17 protein-coding genes are annotated in these 17,741 nt (G+C 70.5%); 11 read left to right on the forward strand and 6 right to left on the reverse strand.

The window, feature by feature from the left end:
• The 3 genes from JI745_RS14900 to JI745_RS14910 are packed head-to-tail and all read left to right on the forward strand — an operon-like array spanning position 1 to position 3,697.
• Complete coding sequence (locus JI745_RS14900; RefSeq protein WP_201808292.1) at positions 1-939, forward strand: ABC transporter permease; 939 nt, start codon at positions 1-3, stop codon at positions 937-939.
• A gap of 8 nt (positions 940-947) precedes the next feature.
• A complete protein-coding gene (locus tag JI745_RS14905) occupies positions 948-1,988 on the forward strand; it encodes an ABC transporter permease (protein WP_236675002.1) in 1,041 nt (346 codons plus the stop codon).
• Entirely contained in the window at positions 1,985-3,697 is a 1,713-nt protein-coding gene (locus JI745_RS14910; protein ID WP_201808297.1) for an ABC transporter ATP-binding protein, read from the forward strand. The genes JI745_RS14905 and JI745_RS14910 overlap by 4 nt, the downstream gene beginning before the upstream one ends.
• On the opposite strand, the gene JI745_RS26790 is transcribed toward JI745_RS14910, so the two are convergent.
• Positions 3,698-5,539, reverse strand: coding sequence for a HAMP domain-containing sensor histidine kinase (locus JI745_RS26790; RefSeq protein ID WP_201808300.1), 1,842 nt, complete (start codon positions 5,537-5,539; stop codon positions 3,698-3,700).
• A 160-nt stretch (positions 5,540-5,699) separates the two neighbouring features.
• Here JI745_RS26790 and JI745_RS14920 point away from each other — a divergent pair, with 160 nt between their 5' ends.
• The 5 genes from JI745_RS14920 (at position 5,700) to JI745_RS14940 (ending at position 9,650) form a co-directional block, all read left to right on the forward strand.
• Complete coding sequence (locus tag JI745_RS14920; RefSeq protein WP_201808302.1) at positions 5,700-6,317, forward strand: TetR/AcrR family transcriptional regulator; 618 nt, start codon at positions 5,700-5,702, stop codon at positions 6,315-6,317.
• A gap of 199 nt (positions 6,318-6,516) precedes the next feature.
• The gene (locus JI745_RS14925) at positions 6,517-7,446 is read left to right on the forward strand and encodes an alpha/beta fold hydrolase (protein WP_201808304.1); all 930 of its coding nucleotides are present in this window, start codon (positions 6,517-6,519) and stop codon (positions 7,444-7,446) included.
• 182 nt (positions 7,447-7,628) lie between these two features.
• On the forward strand, positions 7,629-7,874 hold the full coding sequence (locus tag JI745_RS14930) for a hypothetical protein (RefSeq protein WP_201808306.1): 246 nt from the start codon (positions 7,629-7,631) through the stop codon (positions 7,872-7,874).
• 14 nt (positions 7,875-7,888) lie between these two features.
• Positions 7,889-8,083, forward strand: a complete 195-nt coding sequence (locus JI745_RS14935; protein WP_201808307.1) for a hypothetical protein — start codon at positions 7,889-7,891, stop codon at positions 8,081-8,083.
• A gap of 202 nt (positions 8,084-8,285) precedes the next feature.
• Entirely contained in the window at positions 8,286-9,650 is a 1,365-nt protein-coding gene (locus JI745_RS14940; protein WP_201808309.1) for a solute carrier family 23 protein, read from the forward strand.
• A 1-nt stretch (position 9,651) separates the two neighbouring features.
• Here JI745_RS14940 and JI745_RS14945 read toward each other — a convergent pair whose 3' ends face one another.
• Entirely contained in the window at positions 9,652-11,760 is a 2,109-nt protein-coding gene (locus tag JI745_RS14945) for a GAF domain-containing protein (protein ID WP_236675003.1), read from the reverse strand.
• Positions 11,761-11,907: 147 nt separating this feature from the next.
• Here JI745_RS14945 and JI745_RS14950 point away from each other — a divergent pair, with 147 nt between their 5' ends.
• The gene (locus tag JI745_RS14950; RefSeq protein ID WP_201808313.1) at positions 11,908-12,921 is read left to right on the forward strand and encodes a tripartite tricarboxylate transporter substrate binding protein; all 1,014 of its coding nucleotides are present in this window, start codon (positions 11,908-11,910) and stop codon (positions 12,919-12,921) included.
• A gap of 8 nt (positions 12,922-12,929) precedes the next feature.
• Here JI745_RS14950 and JI745_RS14955 read toward each other — a convergent pair whose 3' ends face one another.
• Positions 12,930-13,292 carry a hypothetical protein gene (locus JI745_RS14955; protein WP_201808314.1) on the reverse strand — a complete coding sequence of 121 codons (363 nt, stop codon included), beginning with the start codon at positions 13,290-13,292 and terminating at the stop codon, positions 12,930-12,932.
• An 86-nt stretch (positions 13,293-13,378) separates the two neighbouring features.
• Here JI745_RS14955 and JI745_RS14960 point away from each other — a divergent pair, with 86 nt between their 5' ends.
• Positions 13,379-15,070, forward strand: a complete 1,692-nt coding sequence (locus JI745_RS14960) for a SulP family inorganic anion transporter (RefSeq protein WP_236675004.1) — start codon at positions 13,379-13,381, stop codon at positions 15,068-15,070.
• Positions 15,071-15,076: 6 nt separating this feature from the next.
• On the opposite strand, the gene JI745_RS14965 is transcribed toward JI745_RS14960, so the two are convergent.
• The 3 genes from JI745_RS14965 to JI745_RS14975 are packed head-to-tail and all read right to left on the reverse strand — an operon-like array spanning position 15,077 to position 16,619.
• Positions 15,077-15,742 carry a LysE family transporter gene (locus JI745_RS14965; RefSeq protein WP_201808330.1) on the reverse strand — a complete coding sequence of 222 codons (666 nt, stop codon included), beginning with the start codon at positions 15,740-15,742 and terminating at the stop codon, positions 15,077-15,079.
• Positions 15,739-16,218 carry a GNAT family N-acetyltransferase gene (locus JI745_RS14970; RefSeq protein ID WP_201808331.1) on the reverse strand — a complete coding sequence of 160 codons (480 nt, stop codon included), beginning with the start codon at positions 16,216-16,218 and terminating at the stop codon, positions 15,739-15,741. The genes JI745_RS14965 and JI745_RS14970 overlap by 4 nt, the downstream gene beginning before the upstream one ends.
• Positions 16,215-16,619, reverse strand: a complete 405-nt coding sequence (locus JI745_RS14975; protein ID WP_201808333.1) for a rhodanese-like domain-containing protein — start codon at positions 16,617-16,619, stop codon at positions 16,215-16,217. Before JI745_RS14975 ends, JI745_RS14970 begins: the two co-directional genes overlap by 4 nt.
• A 103-nt stretch (positions 16,620-16,722) precedes the next feature.
• Here JI745_RS14975 and ftrA point away from each other — a divergent pair, with 103 nt between their 5' ends.
• Positions 16,723-17,688: a transcriptional regulator FtrA gene (gene ftrA / locus JI745_RS14980; protein ID WP_201808334.1), complete on the forward strand. Its 966-nt coding sequence runs from the start codon at positions 16,723-16,725 to the stop codon at positions 17,686-17,688.
• Positions 17,689-17,741: the final 53 nt, after the last annotated feature.

Raw genomic sequence — 17,741 nt, forward strand, 5'->3', positions numbered from 1 at the left:
ATGGCCGCCTACGTCATCCGCCGCTTGCTGCAGATGATCCCCACGCTGCTGGGGGTCCTGCTGCTGGTCTTCTTCCTCTTCAAGGCGGTGGGCGACGACCCGGCCGTCATCCTCGGTGGGCTGAACGCGAGCAACGCGCAGATCGAAGCCATCCGCGCCCAGCTCGGGCTCGACAAGCCCTGGTACGTGCAGCTGTGGATCTACCTCAAGGGCGTGGTCACCTTCGACTGGGGCAACAGCTGGGCGACCAACGAAGCGGTGAGCAACATCTTCGCCACGCGCCTGCCGGCCACGCTGACGGTGATGCTGCCCATCCTGGTGCTCGACGTGCTGCTGGCCATCCCGATCGCGATGTGGGTGGCCTACCGCCGCGGCTCGCTGGCCGACCGCGCGGCGATGGTGATCACGACGGTTGCGCTGTCGATTTCCTTCCTGGTCTACATCATCATCGGCCAGTACGTGTTCGGCTTCCAGCTCGGCTGGTTCCCGGTGCAGGGCTGGAGCGACAGCGTGTGGACCAACCTCACGACCTACGTGCCGCTGCCGGCGCTGCTGGCGGTGATGGTGGGCGTGGCACCGCAGCTGCGCCTGTACCGCAGCTTCTTCCTCGACGAGCTCGGCCACGACTACGTGCGCACCGCGCGTGCCAAGGGCATGACCGAGAAGGCGGTGCTCTTCCGCCACGTGCTGCGTAACGCGATGATCCCCATCCTCACCAACGTGGCCCTGATGCTGCCGGGGGTCTTCGTCGGCTCGTTCCTGATCGAGGTCTTCTTCTCCATCCCTGGCCTCGGGCGCGAGATCATCCTGGCGGTGAACCGCGGCGACTATCCCGTCATCCAGTCGGTGGCCATCTACCTCGGCGTGCTCACGATGCTGATCAACCTGCTGGCCGACATCCTCTACAAGCTGGTCGATCCCCGGGTGGTCCTCAAATGAGCGCGGTGATGGCAAACGGCACCGTGGCCACGGCGGTGGTGGCGTCCGATGGCGTGTGGGTGGCGGCATGGAAACGCCTGCGGGCCGACCGGGTGGGCCTCGCCTCGATGGTCGTCGTGCTGGCCTTCCTGCTGCTGATCGCGCTCACGGCGAGCGGCGTGGTGGCCCGCCACTGGCAGGCCGAGGTGGGCGTGGCCAATGCACGGCCCACCTTCATGGGCCCGGCCCCCAAGGTCGAGTCGACCACCATCCCGGTGCCCACCGGCCCCAACGTCGACCTCTCCGACGTCGACCCGCTGGCCCCGCGCTACAAGGAATGGGCCGAGCGTGCCGCGCAGCTGCGCTCGACCGACACGGTGAAGGCCGAGACCCTGCCCTTCGGCGGCGACCGGCTCGGCCGCGACGTGCTGGCCAAAGCCGCCAAGGGCACGCAGACCTCGGTGATCGTGGGCCTGGTGGCCGCGGTGATCGCGGCCCTCATCGGCACGGTGCTCGGTGCGCTCGCCGGCTTCTTCGGGCGGCGCGTGGGCGACTTCCTCGAGTGGCTCTACAGCGTGTTCACCGCGATGCCCGACATCCTGCTGCTGCTCGTCTTCGCGGTGGTCTTCGGGCGGGGCATCGGCAGCGTGGCGATCATCCTCGCGCTCGTCGGCTGGACGGGGGTCTATCGCCAGGTGCGGGCCGAGTTCCTCAAGCACTCTGCGCGCGACTACGTGCGCGCGGCCGAAGCGATCGGCGCCTCGACGACCTCGCGCATGTTCCGCCACATCCTGCCCAACGTGAGCCACGTGGTGCTGGTGCGCATGTCGCTGCTGGTGGTGGGCTTCATCAAGTTCGAGGTGATCCTGTCGTACCTCGGGCTCGGCGTGGGCGTCGACGATGTCTCCTGGGGCACGATGCTGCAGGAAGCGCAGAACGAGCTGATCCTCGGGCAGTGGTGGCAGCTGGTCGCGGCCACGGCGTTCATGGCCGTCTTCGTCACCGCGTTCTCCCTCTTCACCGACGCCTTGCGCGATGCGCTCGACCCGAAGCTGAGGGGCCTCGAATGAGCACGCTGTTGTCATTGCAGAACCTGCGGGTGTCGTTCCGCACCGGCAAGGTCGAGGGCCTCGTGCAGCGCTTCCAGGCGGTCGGCCGGGGCGACGAGGGCGTGAGCTTCGACATCCCCGAGATCACCACCGTCGCGCTCGTCGGCGAGTCGGGCTCCGGCAAGAGCGTGACCGCGATGTCGGTGCTCAACCTGTTGCCCGACAACGCCGAGCGCCAGGGGGCGATCAGCTTCCAGGGCCGCGACCTGCTGAAGGCGAGCCTGCCCGAGCTGCAGGCCCTGCGCGGCCGCGAGATCGCCTGCGTGTTCCAGGACCCGATGAGCTCGCTCAACCCGGTCTTCACCGTCGGCCACCAGCTCACCGAGCCGCTCGTCAAGCACCTGGGCCTTTCGACCCGCCAGGCGCTCACGCGCGCCGAGGCGCTGTTGAACGAAGTGGGCCTGCCCGATCCGAAGCGCCGGCTGTCGGCTTACCCGCACGAGCTGTCGGGCGGGCAGCAGCAGCGCGTGATGATCGCGATGGCGATCGCCTGCGAGCCCAAGCTGCTGATCGCCGACGAGCCGACGACCGCGCTCGACGTGACCATCCAGCGCCAGATCCTCGACGTGCTGGGCAAACTCAAGCAGCAGCACCGCATGAGCATGCTCTTCATCAGCCACGACCTCGGCGTGGTGGGCGAGATCGCCGACCACGTGGTGGTGATGCGCGGCGGCACGGTGCGCGAGCAGGGGCCGGTGGCGCAGGTGTTTGCCGCGCCGCAGGACGCCTACACCAAGGCCTTGCTCGCCTGCCGGCCGACGCTCGCCAACCGCGGCGCGCGGCTCGCCACCATCGACGACCACATGGCCGGGCAATCCACGGCGAGCGCGGGCAAGGCCAAGGACCCGAATGCGCCGGTCGTCATCGAGGCCACGGCGCTGCGCAAGAGTTACTGGCTGCGCCGCGGCGTGTTTGGCCGCACTGAGTTCAAGGCGGTGAAGGGCGCGAGCTTCACATTGCGGCGCGGCCACACGCTGGGCGTGGTGGGCGAGTCGGGCTCGGGCAAGACGACCATGGGCCTGGCGCTGCTGCGCCTGCACGACCCCAATGGCGGCCCGACCGGCGGGCAGGTGATGTTCGACGGGCGCGAGCTCCTGAGCCTTCCGCGTGACGAGCTGCTGCCGATGCGCCGCCGCATCCAGGTCGTTTTCCAGAACCCGTATGCCTCGCTCAACCCGCGCTTCACCATCGGGCAGACGCTGGTGGAGCCGATGCGCATCCACGGCATCGGGGCCAGCGAAGAGGAGCGCCAGGACAAGGCGCGCCACCTGCTCGCCAAGGTCGGCCTCGATGACGCGGCGCTCTACAAGTACCCGCACGAGTTCTCGGGCGGCCAGCGCCAGCGTGTGGCCATCGCACGCTGCCTCACCCTCGACCCCGAGGTGCTGGTGCTCGACGAAGCGGTGAGCGCGCTCGACGTCTCGGTGCAGGCCCAGGTGCTCAACCTGCTCAAGGACCTGCAGGACGAACTGGGCCTCGCCTATGTCTTCATCAGCCACGACCTCGCCGTGGTGCGCTTCATGGCCGACGAGGTGCTGGTGATGAAGGACGGCGAGGTGGTCGAGCAGGCGAGCGTGGCGCAGATCCTCGACGCGCCTCAGCAGGAGTACACGCGCCGGCTGCTGGCCGCCGTGCCGCGCGGGCTGGTCCCGGGCGCTGCCGCCGCCTGATCAGGCGGCAGGCGCCTGCGCCGCCTGGAGGTGCACCTCCACGCAGGTGCCGATGCCGGCGGTGCTGGTCAGCGCGATGCGCCCGCGCTGGCGCCGCAACAGCTGCTGCACCACCACCAGGCCGAGGCCGCTGCCGGGTGCGCGCGTCGATTCGGCACCGAGCCGGTTGAAGGGCTGGAAGAGCTGGGCGAGCTGGTCGGCCCGCAGGCCGTGGCCGGTGTCGTGCACGCGGATGCGCACCTCCTCGCCCAGCGGCTCGCACGAGACCTTCACGTCGCCGCCGCGCCGGTTGAACTTGATCGCGTTCGACAGCAGGTGCGCGAGCACCTGCGAGAGGCGTCGCGGGTCGGCGAGCACGTAGACGGGATGCTCGGGCAGCTCGGCCTGCACCTGCACCTGCTGGCGCTCGGCCATCGGCCGCAGGCGGTCCACGCTCACCTGCACCGCCGCCCCCAGCAGCACCGGCTGCAGCGGCAGCCGCGCGACGGCGGCCTCGTCGGACTCGCTCAGGTCGAGCACGTCGTCGATCAAGGCCAGCAGGTGGCGCCCCGCGTCGATCACGTGCTGCACCCGCGCGGCCTGCGTCGGGCTGAGCGGCTCGCGGGGGTCGGTCTGCAGCAGCTCCGAGAAGCCGAGCACCGCGTTGAGCGGGGTGCGCAGCTCGTGGCTCACGCGCGAGAGGAATTCGCTCTTGGAGCGGTTGCCGCGTTCGGCCGCCTCCTTGTCGAGCAGGGCCTGCGCCGCCAGCACCTCGCGCGTCACGTCGCGCAGCGTGCCGATCATGCGCGCCCCGCTGGCGCGCCCGTGGCCATGCCGCACCATGGCCACGGCCTCGACGTGGCGCTCGCTGCCGTCGTCCAGCCGCACGCGGTAGCGGGTGGTCGTCGGCGTGTGGCTGTTCATGATCTGCGCGAGGGTGGCGCGAAATTGCTGCGCATCGTCGGGGTGGATGCGCGGCAGCGTGAGCTTGCTGCCTTCGAGCTCGACCGGCTCGGGCGGCAGCCCGTAGACCGCGGCGCCGCGGGCATCGATGCGGGCCTGCCGGGTCTGCAGGTCCCAGTCGAAGAGGCCGATGCCGGCGGCGTCGGCCGCGAGCGTCCAGCGCTCGTTGGCCAGGCGCAGCTCCTCCTCGGCACGCGCCTGGGCGCGCATCAGGCTGCGGGTGAGCAGCAGTGCGCCGGCCGACAGCACGATGGCGAGTACGAGCGTCAGGCCCAGCATCAGGCGGCTCACGGTGCGCGAGGCCTCGCCGAGCGTGGTGGAGAAGCGCCCTTCGAGATCGGTCAGGCGCTGGTTGAGGCGCGGCAGCTCGGCCGTCAGCGCCGCCAGCTCGGGCGAGCGGGTGTCGCCGCTGGCGATGTGCTCCTGCACCTGCCGGCCCAGGGTGGCCAGCTGCGCGATCTGCTGGTCGCCCTCGGCCCAGGTGTCGATCGCCGCGGCCATGAAGCTCACGCGCCGGAAGCGCACGAAGAGGTTGATCATCCCCTCCACGTCGTCGGGGTGGTTGCCGCCGGCCAGGAAGCCCAGGCGCGCGGCCTCGCGGTCGGGCGGGCGCTGCTCGAGCGCCAGGCGGGCGCGGCGGTCGCCGAGCGGCACCTTCAGCGCTTCTTCGAACAGGCGGTACTCGGCCGGGTCGCGCGTGGCGATGTAGCGCTCGAGGTGGTAGACCGCGTCTTTCTGGCCCTTGGACCAGAAGCTCTCGCCGCCGACGTAGGCACGCGCCGAGGAGAGCAGGTCGATGCTGGCCACGGTGAGCGCGGCCAGCAGCAGCACCACGGCCAGCAAGGGGCCCACCACCACCAGCCAGCGCTTGCGCCCCAGCACCGAAGCGTCGGGTTTCACAGGTCCTCCACGGCTATCCACCTGACCTGCCTGCGTTTTACACGTGCCGCCCGGCGCTGTCGATGCGAGCCGAGGCGTTCGTGCAGCAGGTCACGCAAGGCGAAGGCCCCAGGCGGCTCAGGGGCTTGACACTTCGCACGATCGTGCGAAGATAGCAGCCATGGAAACCAAGACCGAACGCAGCGAGCTCACCCTCGCCGCGATCCTCGACACCTCGCTCGCGATGGCCGCCGCCGACGGGCTCGACAGCCTCACCATCGGCGAGGTGGCCAAGCGCCTGGGCCTCTCGAAGAGCGGGGTGTTCTCGCGCATCGGCTCGCGCGAGGCGCTGCAGGCCGCCGTGATCGATGAGTATGGCCGACGTTTCCTGGCCGACGTGTTCACCCCCGCGATGCGCGAGCCGCGCGGCCTGCCGCGGCTCAACGCCATCATGCGCCTGTGGATGCAGCGCGCGCGCGACGTCGAGATCAAGATGGGCTGCCTCTACAGTGCCGGCGCCTTCGAGTTCGACGACCGCGAAGGCCCGCTGCGCGAGCTGCTGCTCACGCACGTGCAGCGCTGGCGCACGGCGCTGCGCCGCACGGTGCTGCAAGCCGTGGAGGCCGGCCACCTCGACCCCGACCTCGACCCCGACCAGCTCGTGTTCGAGATCGACGGCCTCTTCGTCGCGCTGATGCGCGAGGCGCGTTTCCTGCGCGACCCGCGTGCGGCCGACCGCGCCTGGACGGCCTACGAGCGCCTGATCCGCTCGCTGCAGACCCCTTCTTCCCCGCGTTGACGCCGGAATCGTGATGAACCCCGTCGACGTTTTCGCTGGCCAGACTTCGCACGATCGTGCGACACAAGGAGTTGAACCATGTTGATCGTTGTACTGCTCGGCCTCGTGGGCGCGCTGGCCTGGGCCGGCGCCTGGGTGCAAACGGTGTGGGCCTCGGTGCCCGACCGCAACGCCGATTTCGACCTCGCGGGGCTGTGATATGAGCACCCCGACCGTGGCCGCTTCCAACCCCGCCGCCAGCTTCTACGCGAGCCTGGGCGCCCGCAGCCTGGGCTTCGCGCTGCGGCTCTCGCAGTCGGTCGCCCCGGCCGCGGCGACGCGACTTGCGCTGCGGCTCTTCTTCACTCCGATGCCGCTCAAGCTCGCGGCACGGCGCCGGCCGCTGCCCGCAGGCTGGCAGGTCGAGCACTGGCCCTTCGAGCAGGGCGCGATGGCGGTCTACCGGCGCGTGCCGAAGGAAGGCGAGGGCGAGCGGCCCACGGTGCTGCTCGTGCACGGCTGGGCCGGCAGCGCCCAGCAGATGCTGACGCTCGCCGACGTGCTGCACGCCGACGGCTTTGCTCCGGTCATGCTCGACTTCCCGGCCCACGGCCGCAGCGCCGGCTGGCGGGCCACGCTGCCGCAGTTCGTCCGGGCGCTGTGGGCTGCCTCGGCGCGGCTCGGGCCGCTGCATGGCGTGGTGGCACATTCGTTGGGCGCCCTGGCCACCGCCCATGCCGCGGCCAACGGCCTGCCGGTGCAGCGCCTTGCCCTGCTCGCGGCCTCGCCGCCGCCGTCGCTCTTTCTCCAGTGGTTCGCCCGCAGCCTCTCGCTGGGCGACAGCCTGCCGCAGCGCATGGGCGCGGTGATCGAGCGGGTGGAAGGCGTGCCGCTGGTGCGCTTCGACCCCGGCTGGCTGGGCCCGCGGCTGCAACAGCCCACGCTCTTCGTGCACGACGAGGACGACCGCGTCTCGCCGCTGGCGGTGGGGCAGCGGCTGGCCCAGGCCGTGCCCGGCTCCACGCTCGTGACCACCCGCACCCTCGGCCACCGGCGGGTGCTGGCCGATGCGGCGGTCGCTCAGGCCGTCACTGCCCACCTGCGGGCCGGCCGGGACGGGGCCGAGCGACCAAACGGGTCAGAGATGTAACGCGCGTCTTACGCTTTCACCGAAAAACGGCGAACCGGGCTATCAAAACGCGGCCCGGTTCGTCGAAAGCCACACGAAAAAGCGCAAGTCAGCACTGGCACGGAAGCTGCGCTTGAGTGCTCATCCCCGCCACTGCGGCATCGGCCGCGGCAAGCGAGAGAGATCACACAGGACGTCGTGCCATGCCGCTGTTTCATCGCTCCACCTCCTCTGCTTCGCAAGCATCGCGCCGCGTGCGCCCGGCCGCCCCGAGCTGCCGCGGTGGCGCCTCGTCGATGCTGCGACTGGCCCAGCCGGCCGCGCCGCGCCAAGCCAGCCTGAGCACCTGGCTCAGCCGTGCGGCCAGCGTGCTGGCCCCGCCCGCCGCGCAGTCGCTGGCGGTGCGCCCGAGCGAATTCGCCCCCAGCCGCTGGCTGGTCGGCCACTGACGAGCGAGGCGGCCATGAGCGAGCAGACCGTTTCCCGCGTGACGCTGCCGAGCACCGCACGCCCGCCCGTGCAGCGCCGCACGGCACCCGATTCCAACTGGGCCACGCTGCCCGCGGATCGTTCGTTCAAGGTCCTGCAGCCCAGCCGCACGCCGGCGCAGCTGTCGCTGTTCCCGCCGCCGGGGCTCACCCCCCGCAACGGCCGCTGATTTCTGGTTTAGTGAGAGAGGGTTTTTCGACGTGTGACGTCCAAGGGAAGCGGGCAACCTGGGGTGGATGAGAGCGAGCTCCCAGAACCTGTCCCGCTTCCCTCATTTTTTTGTCCCGTCGAAAGAGCGTCATCCCTCATGACGCACTGACACCGCCACTCCTACACTGCCGCGCACAACAGCGCGAGCAAGGAGACAGGAGATGGCACTCTTCCCCGAATGGCGCGTCAAGCGCCCCGTTCCTGGTGTCGTGGTCGCCCCCGACGAACGCCTGCCCTGGCCGCAGACGTTTGCGATGGGCGTGCAGCACGTGATCGCGATGTTCGGCGCCACGGTGCTGGCGCCGCTCCTGATGGGCTTCGACCCCAACGTCGCCATCCTGATGAGCGGCGTGGGCACGCTGATCTTCTTCTTCATCGTGCAGGGCCAGGTGCCGAGCTACCTCGGCTCGAGCTTCGCCTTCATCGGCGTCGTCATCGCCGCCAGCGGCTACGCCGGCAAGGGGGCCAATGGCAACCTCGGCGTGGCGCTCGGCGGCATCATCGCCTGCGGGGTGATCTACACGCTGATCGGCGTGCTGGTGCACTTCACCAACGTGCGGCACTTCCGCTCCAGCACCATCGCCGGCCTGGAAGTCGACGAGGTGGAGCAGGGCCAGGCGGTGCACTGGATCGAGCGGCTGATGCCGCCGGTCGTGACCGGCTCGGTGGTCGCGGTGATCGGGCTCAACCTCGCCGGCGTGCCGATCAAGAACATGGCGCCGACCGCGTTCGATGCGTGGATGCAGGCCATCACCTTCGTGAGCGTGGGCCTGGTCGCGGTGTACACGCGCGGCATGGTGCAGCGGCTCCTGATCCTCGTCGGCCTGATCGCCGCGAGCGTGGTCTACGCGGTGCTCACCATCGGCTTCGGCCTTGGCAAGCCGATCGACTTCTCGGGCATCGCCGCCGCACCCCTCTTCGGCCTGCCGAAGTTCGCCACGCCCGTCTTCACCGGCGAGGCGATGCTGCTGATCGCCCCGGTGGCGCTGATCCTCGTGGCCGAGAACCTCGGCCACATCAAGGCGGTGAGTGCGATGACCGGCCGCGACCTCAACCCGATGCTCGGCCGTGCCTTCATCGGCGACGGCGTGGCGACCGTCGTGAGCGGTGCCGCGGGCGGCACCGGCGTCACCACCTACGCCGAAAACATCGGCGTGATGGCCGCGACCAAGATCTACTCGACCGCGATGTTCGTGGTGGCCGCCCTGATCGCGATCGTGCTCGGCTTCAGCCCGAAGTTCGGTGCGCTGATCCAGACGATTCCGCTGGCGGTGATGGGCGGCGTGAGCATCGTCGTCTTCGGCCTCATCGCAGTGGCCGGCGCCAAGATCTGGGTCGACAACAAGGTCGACTTCAGCGACAACCGCAACCTCATCGTCGCGGCCGTCACGCTGATCCTCGGCACGGGCGACTTCACGCTCAAGTTCGGCAGTTGGTCGCTCGGCGGCATCGGCACCGCGACCTTCGGGGCCATCGCCCTGTGGGCACTGCTCGGCCGCCAGCGCGCCGCGCCCAGCGCGTCCTGACTCAGGCCTGCACCGGCTGCGCGCCCACCGGGTGCGCTTCCGGCAGGCTGGCGGTGAAACAGCTGCCCTCGCCGACCACGCTCTCCACGCTGAGCCGCCCGCCCATCACCTGCACCAGCCGCTGCGTGATCACGAGGCCGATGCCGGTGCCTTCGATGCCGCTGCGCTCGATGCCCAGCCGGTTGAAGGGCTCGAAGAGATGTTCCTGCTGCTCGGCGGTGAGGCCGATGCCGGTGTCGTGCACCTGCAGGTTCACCTCGCCCTGGGGGCTCACCGGCCAGCGCACGACCACGCTGCCGCCGGGCCGGTTGTACTTGACGGCGTTGCTGAGCAGGTTGACCAGCACCTGCCGCAGGCGCAGGTGGTCGGCACGCACGCAGGTGGTCACCGACGCCACGTCGCGCCGGCTGCGGTCGACCTGCAGCGTGACGCCGGCCTCGGCCGCGACGTTGGCCACGAGCGTCATCGCCTCGTTGACCACCACGTAGACCGGCACCACCGCCGGCATCAGCGACACCCCACCGCTCTCGATGCGCGAGAGGTCGAGCACGTCGTTGATCATCGCGAGCAGGTGGGCGCCGGCCTGCGAGATGTGGTCGACCCGTGCGCGCTGCGCGGGCGTGAGCGGGTGATTGGTGTCGAGCGTGAGCAGCTGCGCGAAGCCGAGCACCGCATTGAGCGGCGTGCGCAGCTCGTGGCTCATGCGCGAGAGGAACTGCGTCTTGGCCGCGTTGGCGCGCATCGCGGCCTGCGCGGCGAGCTCGGTCTCTTCGGCGCGCTTGCGCGCGGTGGTGTCGATGATCAGGCCGCGCAGCAGCCGCCGGCCGTCGTCGCTCTGCAGCAGGGTGACGAGGCTGCTCATCCACAGCACGCGTCCGTCGGCCGCGATGAAGCGGTAGTCGATCGAATGCGGCGTGCCGTCGAGCTGCACCGCGATCACCTCCTTCACGGTGCGATCGCGGTCGTCGGGGTGCACGCGCGACGACCAGAAGTGGCGCTCCATCCAGCGTGCGGGCGGGAAACCGGTGATCGCCTCGGCCTTGTCGCTCACGTAGGTGAAACAGCGCTCTTCGAAATCGGCTTCCCAGAACACGCCGTCGACCGAGTTCACGAGGTCGATGAAGCGCTGCTGGCTGCTGCGCAGCGCCGCTTCGGCCTGCATGCGCTCGGTGATGTCTTCGGCCACGACGATCATGTAGTCGGGCGTGCCATCGGGCTTGCGCACGAGCGTGGTGTTGGCGTTGACCCAGACGGCATGGCCTTCGGCGTGCAGGTAGCGCTTGGCGCAGTGGTAGCGCGCGAACTCGCCCGCCAGCAGCCGCTCGCGCAGCGTGAGCTCGGCCGGCAGGTCGTCGGGGTGCGTGACGTGGTCGGTGCACAGCTGCATCTGCGCCTCGCGCGTGCGGCCGAGCATGTCGCACATGCGCTGGTTGACCATGCGCGGCGTGCCGTCGAGCGCAAGCTCGACGATGCCGACGCCGGCCAGGTCGACGGTCGCCTGCAGCTGCGCCTGCTGCTCGCGCAGCGCCTGCTCGGCGGCACGGCGTGCGCGCTCGGCCCGCACCGCCCCCATGATGGCGGCCACGCTGGTGAAAAGCGGCTGCAGGCGCTCGACCACCGCCTGGTCGTAGCCGCCCGCCCGGTTGGCCAAGCCGAGCTGGCCCACCATCTCGCCGCCATGGAAGAGCGGCACGCCGAGGAAGGAGCGCATCGGCGGGTGCCCGGCGGGCAGGCCGCCGCCGCGCCGCGAATCCTGCCCCGGGTCGTTGGCGATGACGACCTCGCCGGTGCGCACCGCATGGCCGAAGAGGGTCTGCAGGTTGTGGAACTCGAGTGCGTCGCCTTCGCCACCGCGCAGGTGGCGCTCGACCATCGCGCGCGTGGCGTCGTTCCAGGAGATGTCGGTCAGCACCTCCATGCGCAGGAAGGGCTGGCCTCGGTCGTCGAGTCGGACATCGGCGATGAAACCGTATTCACTGCCGGTGCACTCGAGCAGGTCGACAAGCAGGGGGTCGAACACTTCGCGCGGCGGCGCTGCGCGGATATAGCGAGACTGCACTCGCCCGATGATCGCGGCGAGGTCGTGCGGGCTCACGGGCGGTTCACTCAAGATCGTCACGCCGCGGTGCTGAGGTCGGGCCACTTTGGCACAGCCCCCAGGGCTTGGGAAGCCTGCTCCTTCTCGAAATACCCACTTTTGTCGCGGCGCGTCGCTGTTGCACACTGCGGCGGTTCACAGCCTCCCGGAGTCTTGCGCATGCCCTGCATCAAAGCTGTTCCAAACGTGATCAACCGCCGCCACCTGCTGGCCGCCGGCGCGGCCTTCGCGGCCGCACCCGGCGCCTGGGCCCAGGGCGCATGGCCCACGGGCAAGCCGGTCCGCATCGTCGTGCCCTTCGCGCCCGGCGGCACCACCGACATCCTCGCCCGCGCGATGGCGCCCGAGCTGAGCCGCGCCTTCAATGCGCAGTTCATCGTCGACAACAAGCCCGGCGCAGGCGGCAACGTGGGTGGCGACCTGGTGGCCAAGTCGCCAGCCGACGGCTTCACACTGCTGATGGGCACGGTGGGCACGCACGGCATCAACCAGTCGCTCTACCCGAAGATGCCATTCGATCCGATCAAGGACTTCGCCCCCATCACGCTCGTGGCCGGCGTGCCCAACGTGCTGGTGATGAACCCGGCGCGCGCCGAGGCCGCCAAGATCAACTCGGTGGCCGACCTCATCAAATACGCAAAGGCGAACCCCGGCAGGCTCAACATGGCCTCGAGCGGCAACGGCACCTCGATCCACCTCTCGGGCGAGCTCTTCAAGAGCATGACCGGGACCTTCCTCGTGCACTTTCCCTACCGCGGCTCGGGCCCGGCGCTGCTCGACCTGATCGGCGGCACGATGGACCTGATGTTCGACAACCTGCCCTCGGCCATGCCGCACATCAAGGCCGGCAAGTTGAAGGCACTTGGCGTGACCACCGCCGAGCGCAGCGCGGCGCTGCCCGACGTGCCGACCATCGCCGAGGCCGGCGTGAAGGGCTTCGAAGCGAGCTCGTGGTTCGGCCTGCTCGCACCGGCCGGCACGCCGGCCGACATCGTCAACCGCATCCAGCAGGAGACCGCCAAGTCGCTCGGCGCGCCCGAGCTGAAGGAGCGGCTGCTGGCACAAGGCGCCATCCCGAGCGGCATGAAGCCGGCGGAGTTCGCGGCCTACATCGCCGCCGAGACCCGGAAGTGGGAGAAGGTGGTGAAGGCGTCGGGGGCCAAGGTGGATTGAGACCCGGCTCAGAGCTCCGGGTAGAGCCGGCGCAACTCGGCCACCATCGCCCGCGCCTCCTCCACGGTGCTCGGCAGCACCTTCTCGCCCTGTTTGATGCGCTTGATGTTCTCGCCCATGACCTGCAGCTGGTGCACGGTCTCGCGCGTGGCCTCGTCGAGCTTGCCCTTGGGCAGTGTCTCCACCACCGCGAGCAGCACCTCGCTCAGCTTGCCGATCTGCCGGCCGTAGGACGCCACCTCGCGCAGCACGCGCGTCTCGACCTCGGTGTCCTTGGCGCGAAAGAGCAGGCTCGGGCTGATGTCTTGCGTGACCGAGCCGCTGAGCGGCCAGTGCACGGTGGGGGTGAAGTTCCAGTTCGACGTGGACATGGCGGGCTCCCTGAGTGGACTGCCGCATGGTGCGGCGCAGCATGCAGCGCGTCAAGCTGGCGCAGAATGGCCCGACCTCGACCTCCATGACACCCACACCCCCGTCCTACCGGCGCGACAGCCTGCGCGACGACCTGCTCGCCGCCGCCATCGTGGCCGTGCTGCTGATCCCGCAGAGCATCGCCTACGCGCTGCTCGCCGGCCTGCCGCCCCAGGTGGGCCTCTATGCCAGCGTGCTGCCGCTGGTGGCCTATGCGCTGGTGGGGGCGAGCAGCCTCAACGCCGTCGGCCCCGCCGCCGTGCTCGCCCTGATGACGCTGCAGGCCATCGCCCCGCTGGCCGGGCAGGTGGACCTGAGCGCGGCCGCGGTCGTGCTCGCGGCCGAGGTGGGGCTGCTGCTGGCCGCCGCGGCCGTGCTCAAGCTCGATGCCCTCGCCGCCCTGCTCAGCGCGCCGGTGCTGCAGGGCTTCTCGGTGGGCGCTGCGATCTCGATCGCGCTCTCGCAACTGCCCGCGCTGCTGGGCAGCCCGGCGCACGGCGTGCACCTGCGCGCGCTGGTCGACAGCTGGGTCGAGTCGTCGCGCGCCGGCGCGTGGCTGCACCCCACCACCGCCGCATTCGGCGTGAGCTCGCTCGTCGTGCTGCTCGTGGCGCGCCGCCACCTGCAGCCGCTCGCGGCCCGCTGGCTCAGCACCGATCTGGCGAAGCTGGTGGCGCGTGCTGCACCGCTGGTGGTCATCGCCATCGCGACCGGCCTGGCGTGGGCCTTCGCCGCACCCTCGCACGGCGTCACGGTCGTCGGCCCACTGCCCACGCTGCACCTGCCGCTGGCGCTGCCGCTCTTCGATGCGGAGCTGTGGCTCCTGCTGCTGCCGTCGGCGGCGCTGCTCGCCCTCGTCACCTTCGTGAGCAGCTTCGCGGTGGCCGAGCGCCTGGGGCTGCAGCGCGGCGAGCATGTGGATGGCCGGCGCGAACTCGCCGGCCTGGCCGCCGCCAATTTGGCCGCCGGCGTGTCGGGCGGTATGCCGGTGGGCGGCAGCTTCTCGCGCAGCGCGCTCAATGCCGAGGCCGGTGCGCGCACCCGCTGGGCCGGCGCGTGGACGGCGCTCTTTCTCGCCCTGGCCGCGCTGCTGCTCGCCGCACCGCTGGCCTGGCTGCCCCGCACCGTGCTGGCCGCGACCATCGTGGTGCCGGTCCTCGCCGCCGCCGAATGGAAGGCTTTCGGCCTCGCTTGGCGCTACACGCGCGGCGAGGCGGCGCTGATGGGCCTCGTCGCCGCGATCACCGTGCTGCACACGGCGCAGTGGGCGCTGGGCGTCGGCGTGCTGATCTCGATCGCGCTGATGCTGCAGCACGCGGCGCGGCCGCACGCTGCGCTGATCGGGCGCGTGCCCGGCACCGAGCACTACCGCAACGTGACGCGCTACGCCACCGAGCTCACGCCCGGCGTGCTGAGCCTGCGCGTGGACGAGAGCCTGCTCTTCGTCAACGCCCGCCAGCTGCCCGGCGTGGTGGCCAAGCACCTCGACGCCTACCCCGACACCCGCCGCGTCGTGCTGCAGATGACCCCGGTCAACCGCATCGACCTGAGCGGCCTCGAAGCGCTGAGCACGCTGCAGACGGTGCTGCGCGAGCGCGGCATCCGCCTCGACCTGTCCGAGGTGAAGGGCCCGGTGCTCGACGGCCTGCGTGCGGCTCAGTGGTCGAGCTGGTTCGCCGGGCGCATCTACCTCAGCCACCACCAGGCGGTGCGTGACGAGCAGGGCATGGCCCCGTGATCCCCTCTACGGCCGCGAGATGACCCCCGGCTTCTCGCGCGCCGGCGTGCGCAGCGCCTCGTTCGCGAGGTCGCGCACCGACCCGAGCGCGAGGGCCACGAAGGCCAGGGCACACAGCTTGTAGGTGACCCGTGCCCAGCGCACACCGGCGCGCTTGAACACGCGGTCGACGATCGCAGCGCAGACAAAGCACCACAGCACCGACGAGGCCATGAAGCCCGCGAAGAACACGCCGTAGTCGGCCGCCGTCGGCGCCGCCACGCCCACGGCGCCCATCGCGCTGCCGAGCGCGGCCCAGTAGGCCACGTTCTGCGGGTTGGTGACCGAGAGCATCACCCCCGCCTTCAGCGCACGCTGCCGCTGCGCCGCGCCCATCTCGAGGCTGAACTCGCGGTGGGCCGCCTGCCACGCATCGCGCGCCAGCCACAGCAGGTAGGCCACGCCCGCGATGCCGATCGGCAGGCGCAACGCCTCGAGCTGCAGCAGGAGGCCGATGCCCACGAGCCCGAGCACCGCCCACAGCGCATCACCGACCAGCGAGCCGATCTGCACCGCCAGGGCGGGGCGGTAGCCGCCATGCACGCCCTGGCGCACGGTCTCGGCGAACACCGCACCGGGCGTGGCATTGAAGATCAGGCCCAGCAGGAAGGCGGAGATGAAGAGCGTGGTCATGCGGACGACTGTAACGGCCTCTCGAGCCGACGCTCCCACGACTCCCAGGCCGTGTCGGGCGCTCCACCGAAGCGGCGGTACAGCCGCTTGGCCGGCCCGTTGCCGGGCAGCACCAGCCAGCGGATGCGGCCAGCGCCGATGGCCTGCGCCTCGGCCTGCACGGCTGCCAGCAGCCCTTCGGCAACGCCACGACGACGATGCTGCACGTCGACATACAACTCCTTGAGCACCACGGTGGGACGCAGGTCGTAGGTGAAGGGCGTCACGAGCAGCACGGCATGGCCGCACAGCGAACCGTGCCCGTCTTCGGCAACGAGCGCGATGAACTCCGGCGCCGCCTGGCCACCGAGGCCGCGCGCCAGCAGGTCGGAGGCCGTGACGCGGAAGTCGGCGTCATAGCCTTCGAACACGGCCAGCGCGCGCATCAGCGCGAGCAGCGGCACCACGTCATGCGCCGTGGCACGTCGCACCCTCACGGCGCCGAGCCCTCCTTCAGGCTGAAGCCTTCGTCGAGCCAGCCGGTGGCGCCGCCGATCATCAGCTTCACCTTGCGGCCCAGCTTGGCCAGGCGCAGCGCGCCCTTGTGGCCGCCGTTGCAGTGCGGTCCGGCGCAGTAGGTGACGAAGAGCGTGTCCATCGGCCACTCGGCCATCTTCGACTCGACGATCTTCCCGTGCGGCAGGTTCAGCGCGCCGGGCACGTGGCCTTTCGCGTAGAGGTCGGGGCCGCGCACGTCGAGCAGCACGAAGTCCGGCTGGCCGCTGGTCATGGCGTGGTGCACGTCCCAGCAGTCGGTCTCGAACTCGAGCGCCGACTGGAAGTGCTCGACGGCGCGGTGCGGGGCGGCGGCGGGGGTCTGGCTGACGACGGACGGCATGGTGCTCTCCTCTCCGGGTTGAACGTTGCGATGGGCCTCAGTGTGCGTCCGTCGCCGCGAACTCAACAGTGGCTGGAATGACGACGGCCGGTAAGATTGCGCCATGTCGAAAACCCCGCAGCACCTCGTCGCGATCCTCGCCTACGACCAGCTCTGCACCTTCGAGTTCGGCTGCGCGGTCGAGCTCTTCGCGCTGCAGCGCCCGGAGCTCGGCGTCGAGTGGTACCGGCATGCGGTGTGCGCCATCGAGCCCGGCCCGCTGCGCGCGATGGGCGGCCTCACCGTCGAAGCACCGCACGGCCTGGCCACGCTGCGCCGCGCCGACACGATCGTCGTGCCCGGCTGGCGCGATGCCGACGAGACGCCGCCGCCTGCGCTGCTGAAGGCCTTGCGTGCGGCCCATGCCCGCGGTGCCCGGGTCACCTCGATCTGCTCGGGCGTCTTCGTGCTCGCCCACGCCGGCCTGCTGGCCGGCAAACGTGCCACCACGCATTGGCGTTATGCCGAGAAGCTCGCGAACGCCTTTCCCAACGTGCAGGTCGACGCAAGCGCGCTCTACATCGACGAAGGCCAGGTCATCACCTCGGCCGGCTCGGCCGCGGGGCTCGACATGCTCCTGCACCTGGTGCGCCGCGACCACGGCGCGAAGGTCGCCAACCTGGTGGCGCAGCGGCTCGTGATGCCGCCGCACCGCGAGGGCGGGCAGGCCCAGTTCGTGCCCCGGCCGATGCCGCGCGAAGAAGAAAGCCCGATCGCGCGGCTGATCGACCTGATGCGCGAGAACCCGCGCGCCGGGCACACACTGCCCGCGCTCGCCGAGCACGCCGGCATGAGCGTGCGCACCCTGCAGCGCCAGTTCAAGGACGCCACCGGCCTCACCCCGCTCGAGTGGCTGGTGCGCGAGCGCATCTCGGTCGCCAAGGAGCTGCTGGAGTCGCACGCCGGGCTCGACATGGAGCAGGTGGCCGAGCTCGCCGGCTTCGGCTCGCCCGAGTCGCTGCGGCGGCATTTCAGGTTGCAGGGCCTGCCGCCGCCCACCAGCTTCCGGCGGCAGTTCGCGACCGCGTGACTTTTGCACTTGAGCCGGCACGCCTTCGCTCCGAAGACCGAAGACGATCTGGG

Source organism: Piscinibacter sp. HJYY11 (assembly GCF_016735515.1).
In the GTDB taxonomy this organism is placed as follows: domain Bacteria; phylum Pseudomonadota; class Gammaproteobacteria; order Burkholderiales; family Burkholderiaceae_C; genus Rhizobacter.